The organism is Mycobacterium gordonae (assembly GCF_001417955.2).
Classification (GTDB): domain Bacteria; phylum Actinomycetota; class Actinomycetes; order Mycobacteriales; family Mycobacteriaceae; genus Mycobacterium; species Mycobacterium gordonae_B.
Window position 1 is genome coordinate 67,289 of sequence record NZ_LKTM01000068.1, and the last position, 23,700, is coordinate 90,988.

Below are 23,700 nucleotides of genomic sequence, written 5' to 3' on the forward strand. Positions count from 1 at the left end.
GTTACATGACTCCCGTGGCGAAGGGGAGTTGGCGGCGGCTGCGGCGTCTCGATGAGAGGCTGACCGTCCAGCCCAGTTACGCGCTTGTCGGCGTGCTGCGCATCCCTCAGGGTCACGCCAGTCCCGCCCGCATCATCTCCCGCCGGATAACTATCGCCCTGGTGGCGCTGTTTGTCGGCGCCGTCACCGTCTACCTCGACCGCGACGGTTACCACGACGCGCGCGGTGAGAGCATCACCTTCTTGGACTGCCTGTATTACTCGGCGGTGACGTTGTCGACTACCGGCTACGGCGACATCACGCCGGTCTCGGAGTTCGCGCGGGCGACGAACGTTCTGATCATCACGCCGCTGCGCATCGCCTTCCTGATCTTGCTGGTCGGCACGACACTCGAGGTCGTCACCGAAACATCGCGGCAGGCTTTCAAGATCCAGCGTTGGAGGAGCAGAGTGCGCAACCACACCGTCGTCATCGGCTACGGGACCAAGGGCAAGACGGCGATCGGCGCCATGCTCAGTGACGAGGTGCCCCCCGCCGAGATCGTCGTCGTCGACACCGATCGGGCGGCTTTGGAGCGAGCCGCATCCGCCGGCCTGGTCACCGTCCACGGCGACGCCACCAAATCCGACGTGCTGCGACTGGCCGGCGCCCAGCACGCCGCGTCGATCATCGTGGCCGCCAACCGCGACGACACGGCGGTGCTGGTCACGCTGACCGCGCGGGAGCTCTCGCCCAAGGCCAAGATCGTCGCTTCCATCCGGGAGGCCGAGAACCAGCATCTGCTGCAGCAATCCGGGGCCAACTCGGTGGTGGTGTCCTCGGAGACCGCCGGCCGGCTGCTCGGCCTGGCCACCACCACGCCCAGCGTCGTGCAGATGATCGAGGACCTGCTGACTCCGGACCAGGGCCTGGCCATCGCCGAACGCGAGGTGGAGCAGTCCGAGGTGGGTGGCTCGCCGCGGCATCTGCGCGACATCGTGCTCGGGGTGGTCCGCGGCGGGCAGTTGCTCCGCATCGGTGCCCCCGAGGTGGACGCCATCGAGGCCGGCGACCGGCTGCTCTACGTCCGCCACATCGCAGACGAACGATAGGGGCGCACGTGGACTTCCGGCTGCGGGACGTTCCGCTGCTCTCGCGCGTCGGCGCCGATCGCGCCGACCAGTTGCGCACCGACATCGACGCCGCCGCAGCCGGGTGGCCCGACGCGGCCCTGCTGCGCGTCGACTCCCGCAACCAGGTGCTGGCTGCCGACGGCAAAGTGGTGCTCGGGGCGGCGGCCGCGTTGGGCGACAAGCCGCCCCCAGAAGCGGTGTTCCTGGGGCGCGTGGAAGGCGGTCGCCACGTCTGGGCGATCCGGGGCCCGCTGCAGCCACCCGATGACGGCGACGTCGAGGTGCTGGATCTGCGCAGGCTCGGAAAAATCATCGACGACACCAGCAGCCAACTGGTGTCCTCGGCGTTGGCGCTGCTCAACTGGCATGACAGCGCCCGATTCAGCCCGGTCGACGGCACGCCCACCAAATCGGCCCGCGCCGGCTGGGCGCGGGTCAACCCGCTCACCGGCCACGAAGAATTTCCCCGCATCGACCCGGCGGTGATCTGCCTGGTCCACGACGGCGCTGACCGTGCGGTGCTGGCCCGCCAGGCGGTCTGGCCGCAGCGGATGTTCTCGCTACTGGCCGGATTCGTCGAGGCCGGCGAATCGTTCGAAGTCTGCGTGGCCCGCGAGATCCGCGAGGAGATCGGCCTGACCGTGCGCGACGTGCGCTACCTCGGTAGCCAGCCCTGGCCGTTCCCGCGCTCGCTGATGGTCGGGTTCCACGCCCTGGGCGATCCGGACGAACCGTTCGCGTTCAACGACGGCGAGATCACCGAGGCGGCCTGGTTCACCCGCGACGAGATCCGCGCGGCCCTGGACGCCGGCGACTGGTCCAGCACTTCGGACTCGAAACTGCTACTGCCCGGGTCGATTTCGATCGCCAGGGTGATCATCGAATCCTGGGCCGCAAACGACTGAACGGCTATTTGATCCGGTCGCAGATGTTGTCCAGGATCGTGCTGGCGATTCGCTCCGCGGGCTCGATGCCCAACACCCCGACCGACATCAACACCGACTTACGGGCCCGGTACTGATGGCTCCACCCGCTGTCGGTGATCCGCAGACTCAGTGGGTCCGGCTTGTCCAGCTTGAAGTCGTATCTCGGGTCATGCAGCGCCACGCACGCATTCAGTGAGGCTTCCAACTGATCCAGCGCGGAGCGGGCCGCCTGCGCGTCCGGGTAGATCGCGACGGCCTGACTGACCGAGTCCTTCATGGTGCGGCCACCCGGGTCGAGGTCGTCGGTCACGCCGCTGTAGCCCGCGCTGCGAAACTCGGTCCAGCCGCTGGCGAAAGTGAGATCGCTGGTGCCGGCCGCCCGGCAGGGCCCGGGTGCGTTGACGTCACCGGCCGGCGGGTGATTGAGGTTCGCGTGCGCGTGCGTGGTGAGTTCTTCGTAGTTGGCGATGCGGCGCACGTCTTCGACGCTGACGATCAGCGCGTCGACCCCGGTGGCCGCCGAGGTGCTCGGAGGCGCCGCCGGAGTGTTGCGGTGCGAGCAGGCGGTCAGCGCGACGAGTGCGCAGAACACGACAATCAACCGCCGGACCAGCGCCCCTGCCATGGTCCTCATCGTAAGGGGGAGCGCACCCGGGAGTCGGCACAAATTGCCGCGCCCGTCGCGGCGGCAGCGTCGTCTGAGGTCAGCCGGCCAGCTTCGCCTTGACCTCGCCCGCGCTCGGATTGGTCATCGTCGACCCGTCGGCGAACTTCACGGTCGGCACCGTCCGGTTGCCGCCGTTGACGGAGCTGACGAATTCCGCGGCCGCAGAATCCTGTTCGATATCGACCTCGTCGTAGGCGATGCCCTGAGCCTTGAGCGCCGTCTTGAGCCGGAAGCAGTAGCCACACCAGCTGGTGGTGTACATGGTCAGCGCAGCATTGGTCATGACTCGATAACGTAGCCCGCCGATGAACCATTCCAGCCTCGGCCCGCCGACGACCCGCGACACGCCCGGTTTGTCGGCGGGCACTGCCAAGATGGACGGCATGCCGGTGATGGTCGATCCCTTGATTGCAGGGCTGGACGACGAGCAGCGCGAAGCCGTGCTGGCCCCGCGCGGCCCGGTCTGCGTGCTGGCCGGCGCCGGCACCGGCAAGACACGCACCATCACCCACCGCATCGCCCAGCTCGTCGCCAGTGGTCACGTCGCCGCCGGTCAGGTGCTGGCGGTCACTTTCACCCAGCGCGCGGCCGGTGAGATGCGCTCGCGGCTGCGGGCGCTGGACGCGGCGGCGCAGAACGGCTCGCGCGTCGGCACCGTGCAGGCGCTCACCTTCCACGCCGCCGCCCACCGCCAGCTGCGCTACTTCTGGCCCCGGGTGGTCGGCAGCACCCGCTGGGAACTGCTCGATACCAAGTTCGCGGTCGTCGCCCGCGCGGCCAGCCGGTGCCGGTTCAACGTCAGCACCGACGACGTGCGCGATCTGGCCGGCGAGATCGAATGGGCCAAGGCGTCGCTGATCACCCCTGAGCAGTACGCGGGGGCGGTGGCCGGCGCGGGTCGGGACACCCCCCTGGATGCCGAGAAGGTGGTGGCCGTCTATACCGCCTACGAGGCGCTCAAGGTCCGGGACGAGGAAGTCACGTTGCTCGACTTCGACGACCTGCTGCTGCACACGGCCGCGGCGATCGAGAACGACGCCGCGGTGGCTGCCGAATTTCGCGACCGGTACCGCTGCTTCGTGGTAGACGAGTACCAGGACGTCACCCCGCTGCAGCAGCGGGTGCTGTCGGCCTGGCTCGGCGATCGTGACGACCTGACCGTCGTCGGCGACGCCAATCAGACCATCTACTCGTTCACCGGCGCCTCACCCCGCTTTCTGCTGGACTTCTCACGGCGCTTCCCGGACGCGACAGTGGTCCGGCTGGAACGCGACTACCGCTCCACCCCGCAAGTCGTCTCGCTGGCCAACCAGGTGATCGCCGCCGCCCGGGGCCGCGTCGCGGGCAGCAAGCTGCAGCTGATCGGTCAGCGCGAGCCCGGCCCGGCGCCGTCGTTCCGGGAGCATCCCGACGAGCACACCGAGGCCGCCGCGGTCGCGGCCTCGATCGCCCAGCTGATCGAAAACGGCACTGCGGCATCGGAAATCGCGATCCTGTATCGGGTCAACGCACAGTCCGAGGTCTATGAGGAGGCGTTGACCGAGGCCGGCATCGCCTACCAGGTGCGCGGCGGAGAGGGTTTCTTCAATCGGCAGGAGATCAAGCAGGCCCTGCTCGCGCTGCAGCGTGCGGCAGACCGTGGCGCCGAAGGCGCCCTGCCGGAGGTGGTTCGCGAGGTGCTCGAGCCACTCGGGCTCACGACCGAACCGCCCGCCGGAACCAAGGCCCGCGATCGCTGGGAAGCGCTGACCGCGCTGGCCGAACTGGCCGACGACGAGATATCCCAGCGCCCCGGGCTGGAGTTGCCGGGCCTGGTGGCCGAGTTGCGGTTGCGAGCCGACTCCCGGCACCCACCTGTGGTGCAGGGGGTCACACTGGCGTCACTGCACGCCGCGAAGGGTCTCGAGTGGGACGCCGTGTTCCTGGTCGGCCTGGCCGATGGCACGCTGCCCATTTCGCATGCTCTGGCGCACGGCCCCGACAGCGAGCCGGTCGAGGAGGAGCGTCGACTGCTCTACGTCGGAATCACCAGGGCCAGAGTGCATTTGACGCTCAGTTGGGCGTTGGCGAGGTCTCAGGGCGGGCGTCAGAGCCGTAAGCCGTCCCGGTTCCTCAACGGCATCGCCCCGCAGACCCGGGTGGAGGCCGCGCCCGGCAAGTCACGGCGCAACAAGGGTCCGGCGCGCTGCCGGGTCTGCAACAAGGACCTCTCCACGCCGGCGGCCATCATGCTGCGGCGATGCGAAAGCTGCGCGGGCGACGTCGACGAAGATCTGTTGCTGCAGCTCAAAGACTGGCGGTTGAACGCCGCCAAAGAACAGAACGTGCCTGCCTACATCGTCTTCAGCGATAACACCCTGATCGCAATCGCCGAGCTGCGGCCGACCGACGAAGCGTCCCTGATCGCGATCCCGGGCATCGGGGCCCGCAAGCTCGAACAGTACGGGCCCGAGGTGCTCGAACTGATCCGGCAACGGCGCTGAAACCGCATTTGCGCAGGTCAGAAAATCGGTTGCCGCCTCCGGGTGTTAACATCTAAGCTCGTAACCGCACTTTGCTGGCCGTCAGTAGCGAATAGGAAGGAGGGTGGCTCCCGATGATCAAAGTCAATTTGTCCGGCGTACGCGCCGCCGCCCGCCATGCCGCCGCTACACCGGCGGCCGCGGGCAAGCACCGTGTCGCCGCCGCGACTGAAGCGTCCGTGAGGCTCTACGTGAAGACGTAACCAGCCGAGTTTCGCCTAATGGCCACGGACCCGAAGTCACCAGGATCCGTGGCCATCGTTGTCTCAGCAGACAACTACCTGGTCCGGATCACAGAGACAGCCAACCGACCAGGAAGCAGGTGAAAGGACATGTCGGCACTGACAGTCCCCAGACGGACGCAGCCGACCCTGCCGTGTCATGCCGGTGATCCCGACCTTTGGTTTGCCGAGACTCCGGCCGACCTCGAACGCGCGAAGACGCTGTGCGTGCACTGCCCGGTGCGGCGCCAGTGCCTGGCCGCGGCTCTGGAACGAGCCGAGCCGTGGGGTGTGTGGGGCGGCGAGATCTTCGAGCGCGGTTCAGTTGTCGGACGTAAGCGTCCGCGTGGGCGGCCCCGCAAAGAGGCTGCCTGACAGGCGATTACGACGACGGCTTAAACGACGACGGCTTAAACGACAACGGCGTCCGGCTCGGCGAAGCCGGGGATCAATTCCTCGGACAGGGCCTTGATCGGGACGTGCGCGTCCAGCTGGCACAGGATGGCGGCCACCGATGCGATCACCCGCATCGGGATCGCCAACTTGGGGGGTAGGTCCATCTGGCGCGCCGTCTTGATCTGGGCCACCGAGCGGTCGAACTGGCTCACCGTCATCCGCTGCAGCCACTTACGGGTGTAGTGGAACACGTCGACCTCGATCGGTTCGACGTACTGGCGCAGCATCTCGTCGATCTCGCGGACCGATACCTGCTGGCCCTTCTGGATGAATCCGACCTTCTCCATGGTCGGCAGCAGCAGGTCGTAGTTCTTGTCCCGGGCCAACCGGATGGTCATGCCGAGCTCGATGGGGTAGCCGCCGGGCAGCGGTGCGACCGCGCCGAAGTCGATGACGCCCATCCGCCCGTCGGGCAGCAGCATGAAGTTGCCTGGGTGGGCGTCGCCGTGCAGCATCTCCAACCGGCGCGGCGCGTCGAAGGTGAGCTCGAGTAGCCGATTGCCGATCAGGTCGCGTTCCTCGGGGGTGCCGTGCCGGATGATCTCGGCCATGTGCTTGCCGTCGATCCATTCCTGGATCACCACTTTCGGCGCGCTGGCCACCACGTGCGGTACCGCGAAGTGTGGGTGGCCCTCATACGCTTTGGCGAACTTGCGCTGGTTGTCGGCCTCGAGCCGGTAGTCCAGCTCCATCTCGGTGCGTTCGATCAGCTCGTCGACGACGCCCTGCACATCGGCGCCGGGGGAGAGCTGCTTGAACACCCCGACCATGCGTTGCATCGTCTTGAGGTCGGCCCGCAGTGCCTCGTCGGCGCCCGGGTACTGGATCTTGACGGCCACCTCGCGGCCATCGGACCAGACGGCCTTGTGCACCTGGCCGATGCTGGCGGAGGCGACGGGCGTGTCGTTGAACGAACTGAAGCGCTCCCGCCACTTGGTGCCCAGTTGGGCGTCGAGCACCCGGTGCACCTTGGCCGCGGGCAGCGGCGGAGCGTCCTTCTGCAACTTGGTCAGGGCTTCGCGATACGGCTCACCGAACTGCTCGGGAATGGCCGCTTCCATCACTGAAAGCGCCTGGCCCACCTTCATCGCGCCGCCCTTGAGCTCGCCCAAGACGGTGAACAGCTGGTTGGCCGCCTTCTCCATCAGCTCGGCGTTGACTTCGTCCTTCGACTTACCGGTCAGCCGCTTGCCGAAGCCCAGAGCCGCCCGGCCGGCCATGCCGACCGGCAGGCTGGCGAGCTTTGCATTGCGGGCCGCGCGGCCGCGCTTGATGTCTGACACATACCCATCATCCACGACGCCCACCGCATCGTCTGCATCGAATTGAGTCAGCGTTCTTTTCCGATCTGTACTCTCATCGGGTCGCGCATCCGTGTGACGCTTCGATTTCCACGTCCGGAGGGTGGACCGCAACAGCCATGGCAGCCAAACAAACGCAGCACGACGCCGCCGACGCCTTGTTCCGAGCGATCATCGAGACGTTGGACAAGCACCGCAACGAGCGCACCCTGACCGAGGACGTGCTGGACACCCTCGGCCGGGCGTATGCGTCGATCTCGACCTGCATTCCGGAGCAGGGCCGGCTAGGCTAACACGGACACAGCGGGTGGCGGGTCCACGGCCGGGCCAGGATCGTGCTCGCCTGTAGGTCGAATTCCAGGGTGGCGTTGAGCGCCGCCGGCGGATCGGGATGCTGCCCGCGAACCGCCGCAACGACCTGATTGACCTGGCTCAGCGCCAGAGCCGCGGTCGCCAGCAGGGTGGCCCGGTCGGCGACCCCGATGGTGTCGCGCAGCTGGGCCGCGATCGCCGGCCAGGCCGCGTCGCGGTCACGCCGGTGCAGGTCGGCGCACCCCAGGCAGCTGGTCGTCCCGGGCAGGACCAGCGGCCCCACCAGGCCGGTGCCGTCGCGGACCCGGACCGGAAGGTGCGGGACGCCTGCCCTTTGCAGGTCGCGCACCATGCGCGGATCGGAAACCAGGTAGTCCGTCAATACCACCAGATCAGCGGTCGCCGTCGTCACCATCGCATGGGGCTGGCTGCTGTGCCCGGTCCGGACGCCCGAGGAGCGCAGGGCTCCCACCAGCAGGTCCGACAGCGGCCCCCGCCCGTGTACCCGGATCGATGCGGTCCGCCCGGATGAGTTGCCGTCCCCGCGGGTGGCCACGCCGGCCTCGACCAGCCCGGCGACCAGATCCGTCAGGTCAGCACCCGCCTGGCGCTGCAACTCGGTGAGCGACACCGGCGAGCGCATGGACCGCAGCAGCGCAGCCAGATTCGGCGCGGTCAGATCACCGGGTGGACGGACCAGGACGGCGCGACGGGGATGCCAGCCCACCTGCACCACACCGTCGGGCCGCAACAGCACCGGCAACGCGGGATTCAGGGAGAACAAGGGTGGTGCGGCCGTGGCCATGAGCCGTCACTGTGCCACGCCGGCCGCGCGGCTGTGACCCATTGTCCACAGGGAATCGGACGCGGAACGGGCGACGAACGCGCTCGACGGTGTGTAGCATTTCGCCCGACTAGGGCGACGGGAGGGCGTGCCCGTGGATGGGGTGGAGTTCGGACGCTACCGCCTGATCGAGCTGCTGGGCCGCGGCGGCATGGGGGAGGTGTGGCGCGCCCACGACACCGCCATTGACCGAACGGTAGCCATCAAGTTGCTGCTCCCGCATTTCGCCCAGGACGAGAAATTCGAGGAGCGGTTCCGTCGCGAGGCACACGCCGCCGCGCGTCTCGACGATCCCCATGTGGTGCCGATTTATGACCTCGGAGAGATCGACGGCCGGTTGTTTGTGTCGATGCGCCTGATCAACGGCCAGGACCTGCAGACGCTGCTCGGTGCCGGGCCGCTGGAAACCCAACGCGCAGTGGCGATTGTCGAGCAGATCGCAAAGGCGTTGCACGCCGCACACAAGGCCGGGCTGATCCACCGGGACATCAAACCGTCCAACATCCTGGTCGCCGAGGACGACTTCGCCTATCTCATCGATTTCGGCATCGCGCGCGCGGCCGGGGAGACCGGGCTGACGTCGACCGGTGCCACCATCGGCACCTGGTCCTACATGGCGCCGGAGCGCTTCAGCACTGGTCAGGCCGAGGCCAGCTCCGACATCTATGCGCTGGCTTGCGTGCTCTACCAATGTCTGACCGGCGAGCTGCCGTTCCCTGCCGTCGCCCTGGAGCAGATCGCCGTAGCGCATATGACAACGACACCGCCGAAACCCTCGGTACAGCGGCCGTCGATCCCCGCCAGCATGGACTCTGTCATCGCAACCGGCCTGGCCAAGGACCCGTCAGCACGTCACGCAACCACGATCGAATTGGCCGAGGCCGCGCGCAACGCCCTCAACACGCCTGACTCCCGCGCTCCGGCCACGCCATCTCAGCCAAAACCATCCGCGTCGAGGCCGGCCACCCTGTCGGCGCCGACTTCCCAGCCCGACACCCTGCCTTCGCCTCCCGTCACCCCCACGCCGCGAACACGCGCCTCAGCGACCGCCGCGACACAACAGGCTCGACCTGCTCGGCCGCCGAGCAATCGACCCCCTTCACCCTCACCTCGTAGCGCTGCGCCGACGACCCGCGAAAGCGGGCGCTGGCGCCGCAAATCCGTCGTCATTCCCGCCGCAGTGCTCACGGCCGCGGCAGTTACAGCCGCCACTTTTGTGATGTTGCGTGACAACGGCCCGAAGGTATCGCGCCACGGCCCAGCATCCGGCTCCTCCGTCGCTGCACTCCCACCCAGTCCCTACGGTCCCCAGACTGTGTTGCCAATCAACGGTCTTCACCGTGCCAACGGGGTAGCGGTGGACGCCAACGGCGCGGTTTACGTCAGCGACGCGATGAATGTCCGGAATTCAGATGACCGCTTGCTCACACTGGCTCCCGGGTCGACCGGCTCCGCCGTGCTGCCCCTGGCCGGCCTCGAGGGTGTCGGCGGCGTGGCGGCCAACAGTGCCGGCGACCTGTACGTCATCGGCGGCACGTCCAACGGCACGCAGCGAGTGCTCAAGTTTTCAGCCGGGTCCACCCGCTCGGAGGTGTTGCCTTTCCCCGACATCGGCCCGGGCCACGGTCTGGACGGTGTGGCTGTGGACACCACCGGCGCTGTTTACGTCACCGACAACCCCCTCTCGCACTACGCCCCTCCACGGGTGATGAAGCTGGCGGCGGGGTCCAGTCGCGCTGACGTTCTGCCTTTTGCCGAACTCGACTCACCCGTCGGTATAGCCGTGGACAGCGCCGGCGCGGTTTACATCACCGACAAGAACCGGGTGCTCAAACTGGCGGCGGGATCCACCCGTACCGACGTGCTGCCGATCGCCGGTAGCACAGGTGTGGCCGTGGACGCCCGCGGCGCCGTGTATGTAACCAGCGGCTACAAGGTGCTCAAGCTGGCGGCCGGGGCCGCCCGTGCTGACGCGCTTCCTTTCGCCGGCCTCACCAACCCGCTGAGTGTGGCGGTGGATGAAAACGGCTCCGTCTACGTCACCAACGAAAACCAGGTGCTGAAGCTGCCGGTGCGCTGAGAGTCACCCAGCGTCATCGACGCGCGGCGCCAGGTCAGTTATCCGCCGCGCCCGCACCGGGGTCCTCCCGGATGTCGTCTTCGAGCCCGGCGATCGCTTCGTCGATGCCGCTGGTGTCGCCACCGATCACCCGATCGATGAACGCGGCGGGGTCGTCGAGGTCATCGGCGCCGGGCAGCAGGTCGGGGTGCTGCCAGACGGCGTCACGTGCGTCCATCCCGGCGGCCTCGGTCAGTCGCTGCCACAACGCACCGGCCTCGCGCAGTTTGCGCGGTCGCAACTCCAGCCCGACCAGGGTCGCGAACGTCTGCTCGGCGGGCCCGCCGCTGGCCCGGCGCCGGCGCAGCGTCTCGCTGAGCGCCGCCTCGCCGGGCAGCCGCTCGCCCAGCGCCGCGGTCACCACCGTCTGCACCCAACCCTCGATCAGGGCGAGCAGCGTCTCGAGGCGCTCGAGTGCCTGGGTCTGCGCGGGGGTGGCCTTGGGTTCGAACACGCCCTGGCTCAGCAGGTTCTCCATGGCGGCCGGATCGGCCAGCGCAGCGGGGTTGAAGTCCCGGGCCAGCTCCTCGATGCCGGTCATGTCGATCTTCATCCCCGCGGCATAGGCCTCGACGGCTCCCAGCAACTGGCTGGACAGCCAGGGGACGTGGCTGAACAGGCGGTGGTGCGCGGCCTCCCGGGCCGCCAGGAACGTCATGATCTCGCTGCGGGGCTGCTCAAGGCCCTCGGCGAAGGATTCCACCGCGTCCGGCAGGATAGCGGCGATCCCCTTCGGCCCGAGCGGCAGGCCGATGTCGGTGGACGTCAGCACCTCTTTGGACAGCCGGCCCAGTGCCTGGCCGAGCTGGGAACCGAAGGCGATCCCACCCATCTGCGACATCATCTGCAGCAGCGGCCCGGCCATGCCCTTGGCCTCTTCGGGCAGCGATTGCGCCCACACCGATGAGATCTGCTCGGCCATCGGATCGCACAGCCGCTTCCAGGTGCCCAAGGTGTTCTCGACCCAGTCCGACGGACTCCAGGCGACCGCTCGGGTGGTGCCTTCGGGCAATGCCGTCGCGCCGTTGAGCCAGGTCTCGGCCAGGTGCACCGCGTCGGCGATCGCCGAGCTGGTGGTGGCCGGGATCGGTGCGACGAATCCGATCGAGCTGGTTGCGACCTGTCGGGCCAGGTCGTAGTTCACCGGTCCGGCGTCCTTGCCCGAACTCATGGCGCTGCCGACACCACCGAACATCTCACCCAGGCGGGTGAACAGCTGGCCGAGGTTGGCCATGTCGAAGTCACCGCCGAACCCGAACGGGTTGTTGCCCGCCCCTGAGCCCGGATCGTTCTTCTCGCGCTTCTCACGGTCGGGGTCGTCTCCACTGGAGAAGCCGAAAGGCAGGTCAGCCATGAGGTCAACCGTACTCACCGCACCAACGGAAAGCGCGGGGCACGGTCACGCTCTCAGCTGAACGCCGCCGCGGCGGTGCCGGATAGGGTAAGCGGCGTGAACAGGCGGATTTTGACCTTGATGGTCGCGCTCGTCCCCATCGTGGTCTTCGGGGTGCTGCTCGCGGTGGTGACCGTGCCGTTTGTGTCATTGGGCCCGGGGCCGACGTTCGACACCCTCGGGGAGGTCGACGGCAAACAGGTCGTGCAGATCGAGGGCACCCAGACCCACCCGACGACCGGTCATCTCAACATGACGACGGTCTCCCAGCGCGACGACCTGACCCTGGGTGAGGCGATGAGTCTGTGGATCTCGGGTCAGGAGCAGCTGGTGCCTCGTGACCTGATCTACCCGCCCGGCAAGTCGCGCGACGAGGTGGACCAGGCCAACAACGCCGATTTCAAAACCTCTGAAGACAGCGCCCAATACGCCGCCCTGGGCTATCTGAAGTACCCCGAGGCGGTCACCGTCGCCACGGTCACCGACCCCGGCCCGTCGGCCGGCAAGCTCAAGGCGGGCGATGCCATCGACGCGGTGAACCGCACGCCGGTGAGCAACGTCGAGCAATTCACCTCGCTGCTGAAGAACACCAAGCCCGGCCAGGTCGTGACCATCGACTACCGCCGCAAGAACGAGCCGGCCGGCGTCGCGGAGATCACGCTGGGCACCAACAAGGACCGCGACTACGGGTTCATGGGCGTCGCCGTGCTCGACGCGCCATGGGCGCCCTTCACCGTCGATTTCAACCTGGCCAACATCGGTGGCCCCTCGGCCGGGCTGATGTTCAGCCTCGCCGTCGTCGACAAGCTCACCACCGGTGACCTGGCCGGTTCGGCGTTTGTCGCCGGTACCGGCACCATCACCGTCGACGGCAAGGTGGGCCCCATCGGGGGCATCACCCACAAGATGGCGGCGGCGCGCGCGGCCGGCGCCTCGGTGTTCCTGGTGCCGGCCAAGAACTGTTATGAGGCGATGTCCGATATTCCGTCGGGGCTCAAGCTGGTGAAGGTCGAGACGCTCGGTTCGGCGGTGGACGCGCTGCATGCGATGACGTCGGGTGGTGCGACGCCGAGCTGTTAGCCGAGAGCTGCCGGCCGGCAGCTTGCGTACAGTTGTGGCCATCGGGAAAACGAAGCAGGGAGCGTAGCTAGTGGGAATGCGGCCCGCCGCAAGGATGCCGAAGTTGACTCGGCGCAGCCGGATTCTGATCCTGATCGCACTGGGTGTGATCGTGCTGTTGCTGGCCGGACCCAGGCTGATCGACGCCTATGTCGACTGGCTGTGGTTCGGCGAGCTCGGCTACCGCTCGGTGTTCACCACCGTGCTGGTCACCCGCATCGTGGTGTTTCTGGTGGCCGGCCTGCTGGTCGGCGGCATCGTGTTCGCCGGGCTCGCGGTGGCTTACCGCACCCGCCCGGTGTTCGTCCCGAGCAACGACAACGACCCGGTGGCGCGCTACCGCGCGGTGGTGCTGAGCCGGCTGCGGTTGGTGGGGATCGGCATCCCGGCGGCGATCGGTGTGCTGGCCGGCATGGTGGCGCAGAGCTACTGGGTGCGCATCCAGTTGTTCCTGCACGGCGGTGACTTCGGCATCGCCGACCCGCAGTTCGGCAAGGACCTCGGCTTCTACGCGTTCGAGTTGCCGTTCTACCGGCTGGTGCTGAGCTACCTCTTCGTCGCGGTGTTCCTGGCCCTGGTCGCGAACGTGGTGTCGCATTACCTGTTCGGCGGGATCAGGCTGTCGGGGCGCGCCGGCGCGTTGAGCCGCTCGGCCCGCATCCAGCTGGTCAGCCTGGTCGGTGTTCTGGTGGTGCTCAAGGCGGTTGCGTACTGGCTGGACCGCTACGAGTTGCTGTCGCACACCCGCGGAGGCAAGCCGTTCACCGGGGCCGGCTACACCGACATCAACGCGGTGCTGCCGGCCAAGCTGATCCTGATGGCCATCGCGCTGATCTGCGCGGCCGCGGTGTTCTCCGCGATCACGTTGCGCGACTTGCGGATTCCGGCGATCGGGCTGGTGCTTCTGCTGCTGTCGTCGCTGATCGTGGGCGCCGGCTGGCCGCTGATCGTCGAGCAGATCAGCGTCAAACCCAATGCGGCGCAGAAGGAAAGCGAATACATCAGCCGAAGTATCGCCGCCACCCGGCAGGCCTACGGGCTGACGCCGGACGTGGTGACCTACCGCAACTACACCGGCGACGGACAGGCGACCGCGCAGCAGGTGGCCGCCGACCGCGCGACCACCTCCAACATCCGGCTGCTCGACCCGACCATCGTGAGCCCGGCGTTCACCCAGTTCCAGCAGGGCAAGAACTTCTACTACTTCCCCGACCAGCTGTCCATCGACCGCTATCAGGACCGCGGCGGTAACCTGCGCGACTACGTGGTCGCGGCCCGGGAACTCAACCCGGACCGGCTGATCGACAACCAGCGCGACTGGATCAACCGGCACACGGTCTACACGCACGGCAACGGCTTCATCGCGTCACCGGCCAACACCGTGCGCGGCATCGCCAACGACCCGAACCAGAACGGCGGGTACCCGGAGTTCCTGGCCAACGTCGTCGGCGCCAATGGCAGTATCGTGTCCGACGGCCCGGCGCCGCTGGACCAGCCGCGGGTCTACTACGGCCCGGTGATCGCCAATGCGGCTGCCGATTACGCGATCGTCGGCAAGACCGGGGCCGACCGCGAATACGACTACGAGACCAGCACCGAAACCAAGAACTACACCTACACCGGCGCCGGCGGTGTGCCGATCGGTAGCTGGATCTCCCGCAGCGTGTTCGCCGCGAAGTTCGCCGAGCGAAACTTCTTGTTCTCCAACGTGATCGGCTCCAATAGCAGGATCCTGTTCAATCGCGACCCGGCGCAGCGGGTGGAGGCGGTGGCGCCGTGGCTGACCACCGACAGCGCGGTGTACCCGGCGATCGTGAACAAGCGGATGGTGTGGATCATCGACGGCTACACCACGCTGGACAACTATCCGTACTCAGAGCTCACGTCGCTGTCCTCGGCGACGGCGGATTCGAACGAGGTGGCGTTCAACCGGCTGGCGCCCGACAAGCGGGTCTCCTACATCCGTAATTCGGTGAAGGCCACCGTGGATGCCTACGACGGCACCGTGACCCTGTATCAGCAGGACGAGAACGATCCGGTGCTCAAGGCCTGGATGCAGGTGTTCCCGGGAACGGTGAAACCCAAGAGCGACATCAGCGCCGAGCTGGCCGAGCACCTGCGCTACCCCGAAGACCTGTTCAAGGTGCAACGCATGCTGCTGGCGAAGTACCACGTCAACGACCCGGTGACGTTCTTCTCCACCTCGGACTTCTGGGACGTGCCGCTGGACCCGAATCCGACCGCGAGCAGTTACCAGCCGCCGTATTACATCGTCGCGAAAAACATTGCCAAGAACGATAATTCGGCGTCGTACCAGTTGATCAGCGCGATGAACAGGTTCAAGCGCGACTATCTGGCCGCCTACATCAGCGCGAGTTCGGATCCCGCGACCTACGGCAGGCTCACGGTGCTGACCATCCCGGGTCAGGTCAACGGTCCCAAGCTGGCCAACAACGCGATCACCACCGACCCGGCGGTGTCCCAGGACCTCGGGGTGATCGGTCGCGACAACCAGAACCGGATCCGCTGGGGCAACCTGCTCACGCTTCCGGTGGGCCAGGGTGGGCTGTTGTACGTAGAGCCCGTTTACGCCTCCCCGGGTGCCAGCGACGCAGCATCCTCGTACCCGCGTCTGATCCGGGTGGCGATGATGTACAACGACAAGATCGGATACGGCCCAACCGTGCGCGACGCGCTCACCGGGTTGTTCGGCCCGGGTGCGGGCGATGCCGCGACGGGCATTCAGCCCACCGACGCCGGGGTGCCGGCCGCCCCGCCGGCCAATCCGCCGCCGCCGGCCAATGGGCCGGGCACGCCGCCTCCGACGGCGGCGGTACCGCCGCCGCCCGATGGTTCCGTTGGCCTGTCACCCGCCAAAGCCGCTGTGCTGCAAGAGATTCAAGCGGCGATCGGCGCGGCGCGGGATGCGCAGAAGAAGGGCGACTTCGCCGGCTACGGGGCTGCTTTGCAGCGGCTGGACGAGGCGATCACGAAGTTCAACAACACCAAGTAGCGGCTGCGGCTTGCCGTTCTTGGCCGCGAGCGTGCGTGTTTGTACGCCGACACGCCGTAAGTGGTGGCATTTTGCGCACCCTCGCGCCGGGTCAGCCCCGTGCCGCGGTGCGGAACCTCTCGCGGTAGGCCTTCGGCGTGACGCCGAGGTGCTCGACGAACACCCGCCGCAGGCTCTCGGCGCTGCCGAACCCCGCCAACCGCGCGGTCTCGGCGACGCTGCGCCCCGCGTCGAGGGCGGCCCGGGCGGCGTCGATGCGCACCATCTCGACGTAGCGGGCCGGCGTCGTGCCGAGCTCGGACTGAAACAGCCGGGTGAGCTGGCGGGTGCTCAACGACGCTCGCGCGGCGAGGGTGTTCACGCTGTGGTTGTCCGCCGGATTGGCCGAGATCGCGGCGGTGGCCTTGCGCAGCGGGGACTCCGGCGGGGGGTCGGCCTCGACCAGCACCGAGAACTGCGACTGGCCGCCCGCACGCTTGAGGTAGACGACCAGCCACCGGGCCACGGCGCGGACCAGCTCTGTGCCGTAATCCATTTCGACCAGAGCCAGCGCCAGGTCGATGCCCGACGAGATCCCGGCCGAGGTGAAGACCTCGCCGTCGCGGACGAAGATGGCGTCCGGCTCGACGGTGATGTCGGGGTAGGCGCGGGCGAACAACCGGACTTCGTGCCAGTGCGTGGTGGCGCGGCGGCCCTGCAGTAATCCGGCCTGCGCGAGGACGAAGGACCCCGTGCAGATGGAGGCCAATCGCCGGGTCCGGCCGGCGATCGACCTGATCGCCTTGACCAGTGCGGGGTCCAGAGGCCGTCGCGGCAGGTCGTCGCTACCGGCCACCAGCACGGTATCCGCGGACTCGATGGACGCGATGGCGTCGGTGACGCCCAGCCGGGTTCCGATCGAGGTGGTGACATCGTTGCCGTCCACCGATGCGATTTTGAGCTGATAGTCGGCGCCGGCGCGATTGGCTTCCGCGAACACTTCGCCGGCCCCTGCAACGTCCAACATGGTCACGTCGTCGAAGACGACGATCACGATCACGCGAGCCCCCATCCGTCCATTGTGGCCGTGTCGCTTTCTGTGGGAAAGACGGCTCAATCGGCTACCTACAGTGAGGGGCCGATCGCCGCAGACTGACCGCATGAACACTCAATCGATAGAAACCACTGCCGGCATCGCCATCCCGGACACGCCACTGGTCCGTGAGGTCACCGACTACATCCGCGCCGCCGAAGATGATCTGCTCTTCGACCACTCCCGGCGGGTCTTTCTGTTCGGCGCCCTGCAGGGGCGCCGGCTGGGTCTGCAACCCGACCTCGAATTGCTGTACGTGGGGGCGATGTTTCACGACATCGGCCTTACCGAGCGTTACCGCACGTCGATGCTGCGCTTCGAAGTCGACGGCGCCAACGCGGCGCGCGACTTCCTGCTGGAGCGCGGTTACGACCCGGCCGATGCCCGAAAGGTGTGGCTGGGCATCGCCTTGCACACCACGCCGGGCGTTCCGGAGTTCCTGGACCCCGAAATCGCCTTGGTCACAGCCGGTGTCGAGACCGACGTGCTGGGCATGGGTCGCGATGACCTGGCGCCCGAGGCGCTGGACGCGGTCACCGCGGCACACCCTCGGCCGGACTTCAAGAACCGCATCATCGCCGCCTTCAACGAGGGCATGAAGCACCGGCCCGACAGCACCTTCGGCACCATGAACGACGACGTGCTGGCGCACTTCGACCCGACGTTCCAGCGGGAAAACTTCGTCGACATCATCCTGGGCAACCGGTGGGCCGAGTGATGGACATCTACGAAGCGCTCTACACCACCAGAATGATGCGGCGGCTACGGCCCGATCCCATTCCGCTGGATACCCAGGCCCGCATTCTGGATGCTGCCGTCCGCGCCCCCAACGGTGGCAACACCCAACGCTGGCACTTCGTGGCGGTGGACGCTCCAAAGCTCAAAGCCGAGTTCGCGCAACTGTTCCGGGCGGCCCGCGCCATCGAATACGAGAAGTTCAGCACCGGGACGGGGCCGATGGTGGCACCGGCGCCGGGCGCGGACCCGGCCGCCCATGCCGAAACCATGCGCCGGATCAAGGGTTCGGGGGATTACCTCGCCGACCATTTCGAGGAAATTCCCCTGCTGCTGTTCGTGTTCGCCATCGACGATCTCGGCGGCGCCAACATCTTCCCCGCCATCTGGAGCGCGCTGCTGGCTGCCCGCGCCGAGGGTGTCGGCGGAGTCATGACGATGGTGCTGCGGAACTTCGCCGACAAGGTGAACGAGTTGCTCGGCGTGCCAGTCGGGGAAGGCTGGACCATGTCGGCGATGCTGGCCCTCGGCTACCCACTGGGCAGGTGGGGTGTCGCAGCCAATCGGCGCCCCGTGCAGGAGGTTTCATCGCGCAACCACTGGGATGCGCCATTCGGTATCGAAGTGCCGCAGCCATTGTGGCCCGCGGCGTGAGAGAAGGAAGCATGGCTACTCAAGGCCGAGATCGAGACGGCGTAACCGACCGTGCACTGATTCGGCACGGCATCTTTCTGTTCCTGATCGGACTGGTGACCGGCACGCAGGAGCGGCGCTTCACCAACATGCGCATGGCCTTGTCCGCGCACCTGGAAGGCGTGATGAACGGCACCTTCCTGGTCGCGCTCGGTGCCGGCTGGGGTCATATCGGCCTACCGGGTCCGGTGGCGGCGGTCGCGCGGTGGACGTTGCTCTACGGCACCTACGGCAACTGGCTGTTCACCACGCTCGGGGCCGCGCTGGGCACCGCTGCCGCCAACCCGATTCTGTCGCAGGGTAATTCCGGGAGCCGCGGCCAGGAACGATTCGTACTGTTCGGCTTTCGTGGGATGCGGTACGCCTTCCTGACTTCCGTGGTGCTCATCCTCGTCGGGCTGAGCCGCCGGGAGGGGGTGCGATCATGCGCCTCGTAATCGCAATGACGGGCGCGACCGGCGCTCCGATCGGGGTTCGTCTCCTGGAAGTGCTGGGGGAGTTGGGGGTCGAGACGCACCTGATCCTCAGTGACTGGGCGCGCGCAACCATCAAGCTCGAGACCGATCGCAGCGTCAACGACGTCCGCGGGCTCGCCTCGCACAGTTACAGTGCCCGCGACCTCGCCGCCGGGATCTCCAGTGGATCGTTCCGCACCGACGGCATGGTGGTCTGCCCGTGCAGCATGAAAACGCTGAGCGCCATCCGAATCGGCTACAGCGACAACCTCATCACCCGCGCCGCCGACGTCACGCTGAAGGAGCGACGCAGGCTGGTGCTGGTGGCCCGCGAGGCGCCACTGAGCGAGATTCATTTGGAGAACCTGCATTACCTGGCACGTGCCGGCGCGGTGATCTTTCCGCCGACGGTGTCGTACTACGCGCGGCCCGCGTCGATCGAGGAGATGACCGACTATGTCGTCGGCCGCGTCATCGACCAACTCGGGATCGAACACGACCTGATCAAACGCTGGAAGGATCACGCGAATCATGAGCGACGCGAGCCCCGATCTGCGTAGCTGGCTGGCCACGCTGGAAGCCGCCGGCCAGTTGCGCCGCATCGTCGCGCGGGTGGACTGGAACGAGGAGATCGGCGCGATTACCCGGGCCAATCTTTCGCTCGGCGGGCCGGCATTGCTGTTCGAGAACATTGCCGGGCACGAAGACACCCGGTGCACCAAACTGCTGACATCAGGGATCGGGAGTCAGCGTCAGATCCAATTGATGCTGGGGCTGCCCGCAGACACCAGCGACGCCGCCATCGTGCGCCGCCTGAAAGACGCTTTCCGACAACCGATTCCGCCGCGCATTGTCGACACCGGACCGGTCAAGGAGAACATCGTCGCGGGTGACGACATCGACCTCTGGCAGTTTCCCGCGCCGAAATGGCATGCGGCGGACGGGGGTAGGTACATCGACACGTTCTGTGGCGTGGTCACCGAGGACAGGGTGACCGGGCGCGACAACATCGGCGTGTATCGCGGCATGATCGTCGGACGGGACAAGATCGCCAAGCTGATGGTGCCCAGTCAGGGCTGGGGCGGCCATGCTCAGCAGTACAAGCCGGAACCGATGCCGGTGGCCGTCGTCTACGGCTGGCACGACGTATTGCCGTTCTGCGCCGGCAGTCCGTTCCCGAAGGAGGTGTGCGAGTGGGACATGATGGGCGCCCTGCTGGGGCGACCGGTCGACCTGGTGGCGTGCGAGACCGTGCCGCTGCATGTGCCGGCCAGCGCCGAGATCGTCGTCGAGGGATTCATTGATCCCGACCCCGAAACCTTCATGGACGAGGGCCCCTTCGCGGAGTACCCGGGATACCTGGACGGGCATCCCGCGCCGGCGCCCGTGCTGCGGGTCACCCGGATCACCCACCGCAACGACCCGGTGCTGCGCGGCACGCCCGAGGGAATCCGCCCCGGCTTCCTCAACGAGGACGCCATGGTCAACTACGCACGCTCGGCGATCGTGTGGAACATGTTGGAAGACAACGGGATCAGCGGTGTCACCGATGTGTGGATGTCGCCGGTGTCCAACGGCACCCACATCGCGGTGCAGATCCGCAAGGCCTACCGCGGTCACGCGCAGCAGGTCGCCGCGGCGCTGTGGGGCAGCGGCGGATCGGTCTGGTTCTACAAGCACGTCATTGTCGTCGAGGAGGACGTCGACATTCGCGACCCCGCCGCGCTGGACTGGGCCATGGCGTACCGGGTGAATGCCGGGCTCGGCGACATCGTCTGCTACGGAACAACTCTCGGCTCACCGCTGGATCCCTCGACCCCGCCGCAGAAGTCGAACTCCGGCGGAGGGGAGTGGACCCGGGTGCTCATCGACGCCACCCGCAGTTGGGATTTCGAGCCGAGGCCGGAGTGGGGTGGTCGGCATTATCCGGCGCTCAACACGATCGACCCGGAGCTGGAGTCGATCGTCGCCGCCCGGTGGGAGGAATACGGGATCGGCATTCCCTACCTGGACGATCGGCACCGGGAACTGCTGACGATGCAGCGGCTCACGTCCCCTTGACGTTCATGATCTGCCGCAGCGACGTCACCACCTCGACCAGGGATGCGGCATCGACCATGACCTGGTCGATGTCTTTGTAGGCCTGGGGGATCTCGTCGATCCACTGCTTACCGTGCCGGTACTCGATCCCGCGCATCGCGGTCGCCAGATCCTGTTCGGTGAACAGCTCCTTGGCCTTGGTCCTGCTGAACCGGCGGCCGGCCCCGTGCGGAGCAGACCACAGACCGTCGGCGTTTCCCTTGCCCCGCACGATGTATGAGCGGGTGCCCATCGAGCCGGGAATGATGCCCAGCTTGCCTTCGGTGGCGTCGATCGCGCCCTTGCGGGTAAGCCAGACGGTTTCGCCTTGGATGGTGGTCGGCACCGTGTAGTTGTGGTGGGTGTTGATGCGCTCGATCTCCACGCGTTGTGCCTGTGCGCCGATCCACTCCGCGAACACGTGGATGAACCGGTCCATCATCTCGGACCGGTTCAGGTAGGCGAAACGCTGCGCCCACTTCAGATCCTTGATGTAGCGGTCGAATTCGGGTGTGCCCTCCCGCAGGTAGGCCAGATCGCGGTTGGGCAGCTTGACCTGTGGGTCGGCCGTGCACTGGTCCAGGGCGATCTTGATGTGACGCTGAGCAATCTTGTTGCCGACGCCGCGGGAGCCGCTGTGCAGGAACAACCAGACGGTGCCGTCGGTGTCCAGGCACAGTTCGATGAAGTGGTTGCCGCCGCCGAGAGATCCTAACTGCTGCATCCACTTTGGGCTGTGCGACAGGTCAACGTCCAGTTCTTGCTGCAGCTTGAGCAGCTCGTCGTGCTTGCGCGCGGTGAACAAAAACCGTTGCAGGGTCTTGTTGTAGTTGCCGGGGGAGAGCGGGATGGCGTCTTCGACGAGTTGTCTGAGTGCCGACAGCTTGGGGCGGTAGTCGCCCCCGAACTTTGCCGCCAGGTCCTGGTCGGTGAAGCGGGTCTTGGCCGCGACCATGCCGCAGCCGATGTCGACGCCGACCGCCGCCGGGATGACCGCCCCCCGGGTGGGGATGACGGTGCCGACGGCCGAGCCCTTGCCCAGGTGCGCGTCGGGCATCAGTGAGACGTGCGGGTGCACGAACGGCATCGACGCGGTGACCTTGGCCTGCTCGACGGTGTTGCCGGCGATGTCGGTGGCGAAGTTGAGCAGCTTGGGCCCGAGCTGTTCGGGCATGACGGTCTCCTTGAACGGTGATGTGGCGGTTGGGACGGTATTCCCACTGCGGTCGCGTTGCAACGGATTTTGGCCCGGGTTCGGAGTATCAGTGCTGGTGAGGGCGCGATTTGGAGAGGTCCCCACGCGTTGGGTAACCTTGCGTTTACCGACGCGGGGTGGAGCAGCTCGGTAGCTCGCTGGGCTCATAACCCAGAGGTCGCAGGTTCGAATCCTGTCCCCGCTACAAAGTGGGATGGCCCTCAGGCGCAAGCCTGGGGGCCATTTTCATGCTGATTGGGAACACTCTACGATCGCGATTGATGACTGAAGGAGTTCGTGGACCGGTGTCGGCACAAGCGGAGGCCGGCGAGATTGCCCCGCTCGATGTCAACGGCTCCGGAGTCCTTCCGCCGGTCGATGCCAGAGTGCGCCGACTTTTCTGGTTCCTCGAGCGCTTCGCGCCCGCTTTGGGATCACGGTGGGCGGTCGAGTTATGGTGCACCCCACCTGTTCTCGAGTCGGCTCTGCGCATGCCACCGGGGGTGTCCCCGGGCAGGCCAGTGGAAGCGTATTGGGATGGGCACCGGGTCGCTGGTGAGGAATGGGGCGAGGGACCGCCGATATATCTGGTACACGGCTGGGGCGGCCAGCGCGCGCATCTGGCCATCTTCGTCAAACCGCTGGTCGAGGCGGGGTATCGAGTCGTCGCGTTCGACCTGCCCAGCCACAACGAATCTGATCCAGGTGAGCTTGCGCCCGGGCGTACTACCGCCACCGAGTGCGCCGACGCGATCGCGGCCATGATCGAGACCCACGGGCCCGCCCACGCGGTGGTGGCTCACTCACTCGGAGCCAACGCGACTGCGTTGGCGGCGGCCCAGGGCGCACCCGTAGGGCGCTTGGTCTTATTGGCGCCAATGGGCGATTTTCCGCTCTATCTCGACTGGTTCGCCGCACGCCATGGCTTCGGTCGCCGGATCCGCGCGGGCCTGCACCGTCGACTGGAAAAACGAATCGATATGCCGCTGGAAGAGACGAACATGACGCGGATCGGTCGGCGAGCCAATTACCCACCATTGCTCCTGATCCACGACCCCGACGACCCGGACAGCCCCTACGCCGCCACCGAGCGCCTGGCCACCGCGTGGCAAGGCGCACAATTCATGACCACCCAAGGGCTCGGCCGCTTGGCGCATTACCGAATCCTGCGCCACCGCCCGGCTATTCGCGCCGGGGTGGAATTCATCGGTCCAAGCACGCAGCCTGGGCCGTAGCCCCGGCGGCGCCGTGGCCGCCGATGTCAGACCTGCCCGTTGCCGCCGTCATTAGTGACCGCGTTGGCCCAGCCTGAGCCGCCGAAGCCTCCGACCCCGACAGTGCCGCCGTGACCTCCCGCGTTGGGGAAACCGCCATTGTTGGCACCGGGGCCACCCGTCCCCCCACCGGCACCGGCTGTGCCGGCGCCGCGGGAGCCGGAGGCACCGGAGGTTCCGCGTCCTACGCCG

At 67.1% G+C, this 23,700-nt stretch carries 23 protein-coding genes and 1 tRNA gene; 16 read left to right on the forward strand and 8 right to left on the reverse strand.

The features are described from left to right. Nucleotides 1–5: 5 nt before the first annotated feature. On the forward strand, nucleotides 6–1,091 hold the full coding sequence (locus tag AO501_RS08785) for a potassium channel family protein (protein ID WP_055577358.1): 1,086 nt from the start codon (nucleotides 6–8) through the stop codon (nucleotides 1,089–1,091). Next, nucleotides 1,088–2,017 carry an NAD(+) diphosphatase gene (gene nudC, locus AO501_RS08790; RefSeq protein ID WP_156452416.1) on the forward strand — a complete coding sequence of 310 codons (930 nt, stop codon included), beginning with the start codon at nucleotides 1,088–1,090 and terminating at the stop codon, nucleotides 2,015–2,017. The genes AO501_RS08785 and nudC overlap by 4 nt, the downstream gene beginning before the upstream one ends. A 4-nt stretch (nucleotides 2,018–2,021) precedes the next feature. Here nudC and AO501_RS08795 read toward each other — a convergent pair whose 3' ends face one another. Both AO501_RS08795 and mrx1 read right to left on the reverse strand, forming a co-directional pair. Then, a complete protein-coding gene (locus AO501_RS08795; RefSeq protein ID WP_055577360.1) occupies nucleotides 2,022–2,663 on the reverse strand; it encodes a sensor domain-containing protein in 642 nt (213 codons plus the stop codon). A 79-nt stretch (nucleotides 2,664–2,742) separates the two neighbouring features. Next, nucleotides 2,743–2,988: a mycoredoxin Mrx1 gene (gene mrx1 / locus AO501_RS08800; protein ID WP_055577379.1), complete on the reverse strand. Its 246-nt coding sequence runs from the start codon at nucleotides 2,986–2,988 to the stop codon at nucleotides 2,743–2,745. 100 nt (nucleotides 2,989–3,088) lie between these two features. Here mrx1 and AO501_RS08805 point away from each other — a divergent pair, with 100 nt between their 5' ends. The 3 genes from AO501_RS08805 (at nucleotide 3,089) to AO501_RS35245 (ending at nucleotide 5,823) form a co-directional block, all read left to right on the forward strand. Beyond that, nucleotides 3,089–5,188: an ATP-dependent DNA helicase UvrD2 gene (locus AO501_RS08805; RefSeq protein ID WP_197419804.1), complete on the forward strand. Its 2,100-nt coding sequence runs from the start codon at nucleotides 3,089–3,091 to the stop codon at nucleotides 5,186–5,188. Nucleotides 5,189–5,301: 113 nt separating this feature from the next. After that, nucleotides 5,302–5,430, forward strand: coding sequence for a hypothetical protein (locus tag AO501_RS40105; RefSeq protein ID WP_269435170.1), 129 nt, complete (start codon nucleotides 5,302–5,304; stop codon nucleotides 5,428–5,430). A 129-nt stretch (nucleotides 5,431–5,559) separates the two neighbouring features. Then, the gene (locus AO501_RS35245) at nucleotides 5,560–5,823 is read left to right on the forward strand and encodes a WhiB family transcriptional regulator (protein WP_082658488.1); all 264 of its coding nucleotides are present in this window, start codon (nucleotides 5,560–5,562) and stop codon (nucleotides 5,821–5,823) included. Nucleotides 5,824–5,858: 35 nt separating this feature from the next. On the opposite strand, the gene AO501_RS08810 is transcribed toward AO501_RS35245, so the two are convergent. Then, nucleotides 5,859–7,202 (reverse strand): ABC1 kinase family protein, encoded by a 1,344-nt coding sequence (locus AO501_RS08810; RefSeq protein ID WP_055577380.1) that lies wholly within the window; start codon nucleotides 7,200–7,202, stop codon nucleotides 5,859–5,861. Nucleotides 7,203–7,324: 122 nt separating this feature from the next. Here AO501_RS08810 and AO501_RS37020 point away from each other — a divergent pair, with 122 nt between their 5' ends. Continuing rightward, nucleotides 7,325–7,498 carry a hypothetical protein gene (locus AO501_RS37020; RefSeq protein ID WP_120791923.1) on the forward strand — a complete coding sequence of 58 codons (174 nt, stop codon included), beginning with the start codon at nucleotides 7,325–7,327 and terminating at the stop codon, nucleotides 7,496–7,498. On the opposite strand, the gene AO501_RS08815 is transcribed toward AO501_RS37020, so the two are convergent. After that, on the reverse strand, nucleotides 7,495–8,322 hold the full coding sequence (locus tag AO501_RS08815) for a TOMM precursor leader peptide-binding protein (protein ID WP_055577362.1): 828 nt from the start codon (nucleotides 8,320–8,322) through the stop codon (nucleotides 7,495–7,497). The genes AO501_RS37020 and AO501_RS08815 overlap by 4 nt on opposite strands. Before the next feature lie 133 nt (nucleotides 8,323–8,455). Here AO501_RS08815 and AO501_RS08820 point away from each other — a divergent pair, with 133 nt between their 5' ends. After that, nucleotides 8,456–10,441 (forward strand): serine/threonine-protein kinase, encoded by a 1,986-nt coding sequence (locus AO501_RS08820; protein ID WP_055577363.1) that lies wholly within the window; start codon nucleotides 8,456–8,458, stop codon nucleotides 10,439–10,441. Between the two features lie 34 nt (nucleotides 10,442–10,475). On the opposite strand, the gene AO501_RS08825 is transcribed toward AO501_RS08820, so the two are convergent. Continuing rightward, nucleotides 10,476–11,852 (reverse strand): zinc-dependent metalloprotease, encoded by a 1,377-nt coding sequence (locus AO501_RS08825; protein ID WP_156452417.1) that lies wholly within the window; start codon nucleotides 11,850–11,852, stop codon nucleotides 10,476–10,478. A 78-nt stretch (nucleotides 11,853–11,930) separates the two neighbouring features. Between AO501_RS08825 and AO501_RS08830 the strand changes: the two genes are divergently transcribed. After that, nucleotides 11,931–12,953, forward strand: a complete 1,023-nt coding sequence (locus tag AO501_RS08830; RefSeq protein ID WP_055577365.1) for a PDZ domain-containing protein — start codon at nucleotides 11,931–11,933, stop codon at nucleotides 12,951–12,953. Between the two features lie 70 nt (nucleotides 12,954–13,023). After that, nucleotides 13,024–16,005 carry a UPF0182 family protein gene (locus AO501_RS08835; RefSeq protein ID WP_055577366.1) on the forward strand — a complete coding sequence of 994 codons (2,982 nt, stop codon included), beginning with the start codon at nucleotides 13,024–13,026 and terminating at the stop codon, nucleotides 16,003–16,005. 91 nt (nucleotides 16,006–16,096) lie between these two features. Here the strand turns inward: AO501_RS08835 and AO501_RS08840 are convergent, their stop codons facing one another. Beyond that, nucleotides 16,097–17,056 (reverse strand): GlxA family transcriptional regulator, encoded by a 960-nt coding sequence (locus tag AO501_RS08840; protein WP_197419799.1) that lies wholly within the window; start codon nucleotides 17,054–17,056, stop codon nucleotides 16,097–16,099. Between the two features lie 88 nt (nucleotides 17,057–17,144). On the opposite strand from AO501_RS08840, the gene AO501_RS08845 reads away from it, so the two are divergent. The 5 genes from AO501_RS08845 to AO501_RS08865 are packed head-to-tail and all read left to right on the forward strand — an operon-like array spanning nucleotide 17,145 to nucleotide 21,021. Next, nucleotides 17,145–17,795, forward strand: coding sequence for an HD domain-containing protein (locus AO501_RS08845; protein WP_055577368.1), 651 nt, complete (start codon nucleotides 17,145–17,147; stop codon nucleotides 17,793–17,795). Beyond that, nucleotides 17,795–18,466: a nitroreductase family protein gene (locus AO501_RS08850; RefSeq protein ID WP_055577369.1), complete on the forward strand. Its 672-nt coding sequence runs from the start codon at nucleotides 17,795–17,797 to the stop codon at nucleotides 18,464–18,466. The genes AO501_RS08845 and AO501_RS08850 overlap by 1 nt, the downstream gene beginning before the upstream one ends. A gap of 11 nt (nucleotides 18,467–18,477) precedes the next feature. Continuing rightward, nucleotides 18,478–18,942, forward strand: coding sequence for a hypothetical protein (locus AO501_RS08855; protein ID WP_055577381.1), 465 nt, complete (start codon nucleotides 18,478–18,480; stop codon nucleotides 18,940–18,942). Further along, entirely contained in the window at nucleotides 18,930–19,520 is a 591-nt protein-coding gene (locus tag AO501_RS08860; RefSeq protein WP_055577370.1) for a UbiX family flavin prenyltransferase, read from the forward strand. The genes AO501_RS08855 and AO501_RS08860 overlap by 13 nt, the downstream gene beginning before the upstream one ends. Next, on the forward strand, nucleotides 19,492–21,021 hold the full coding sequence (locus AO501_RS08865; RefSeq protein WP_055577371.1) for a UbiD family decarboxylase: 1,530 nt from the start codon (nucleotides 19,492–19,494) through the stop codon (nucleotides 21,019–21,021). The genes AO501_RS08860 and AO501_RS08865 overlap by 29 nt, the downstream gene beginning before the upstream one ends. Here the strand turns inward: AO501_RS08865 and AO501_RS08870 are convergent. Further along, the gene (locus AO501_RS08870; RefSeq protein ID WP_055577372.1) at nucleotides 21,008–22,213 is read right to left on the reverse strand and encodes an RtcB family protein; all 1,206 of its coding nucleotides are present in this window, start codon (nucleotides 22,211–22,213) and stop codon (nucleotides 21,008–21,010) included. The two genes, AO501_RS08865 and AO501_RS08870, sit on opposite strands and share 14 nt — an antisense overlap. A gap of 152 nt (nucleotides 22,214–22,365) precedes the next feature. On the opposite strand from AO501_RS08870, the gene AO501_RS08875 reads away from it, so the two are divergent. Together AO501_RS08875 and AO501_RS08880 are read left to right on the forward strand one after the other, a co-directional pair. Further along, nucleotides 22,366–22,439: transfer RNA gene (locus AO501_RS08875), tRNA-Met, on the forward strand. 76 nt (nucleotides 22,440–22,515) lie between these two features. Further along, entirely contained in the window at nucleotides 22,516–23,469 is a 954-nt protein-coding gene (locus tag AO501_RS08880) for an alpha/beta fold hydrolase (protein ID WP_055577373.1), read from the forward strand. Between the two features lie 26 nt (nucleotides 23,470–23,495). Here the strand turns inward: AO501_RS08880 and AO501_RS37840 are convergent. Beyond that, nucleotides 23,496–23,700: hypothetical protein (locus AO501_RS37840; RefSeq protein WP_197419800.1), on the reverse strand; the 205-nt coding region annotated here is incomplete at its 5' end.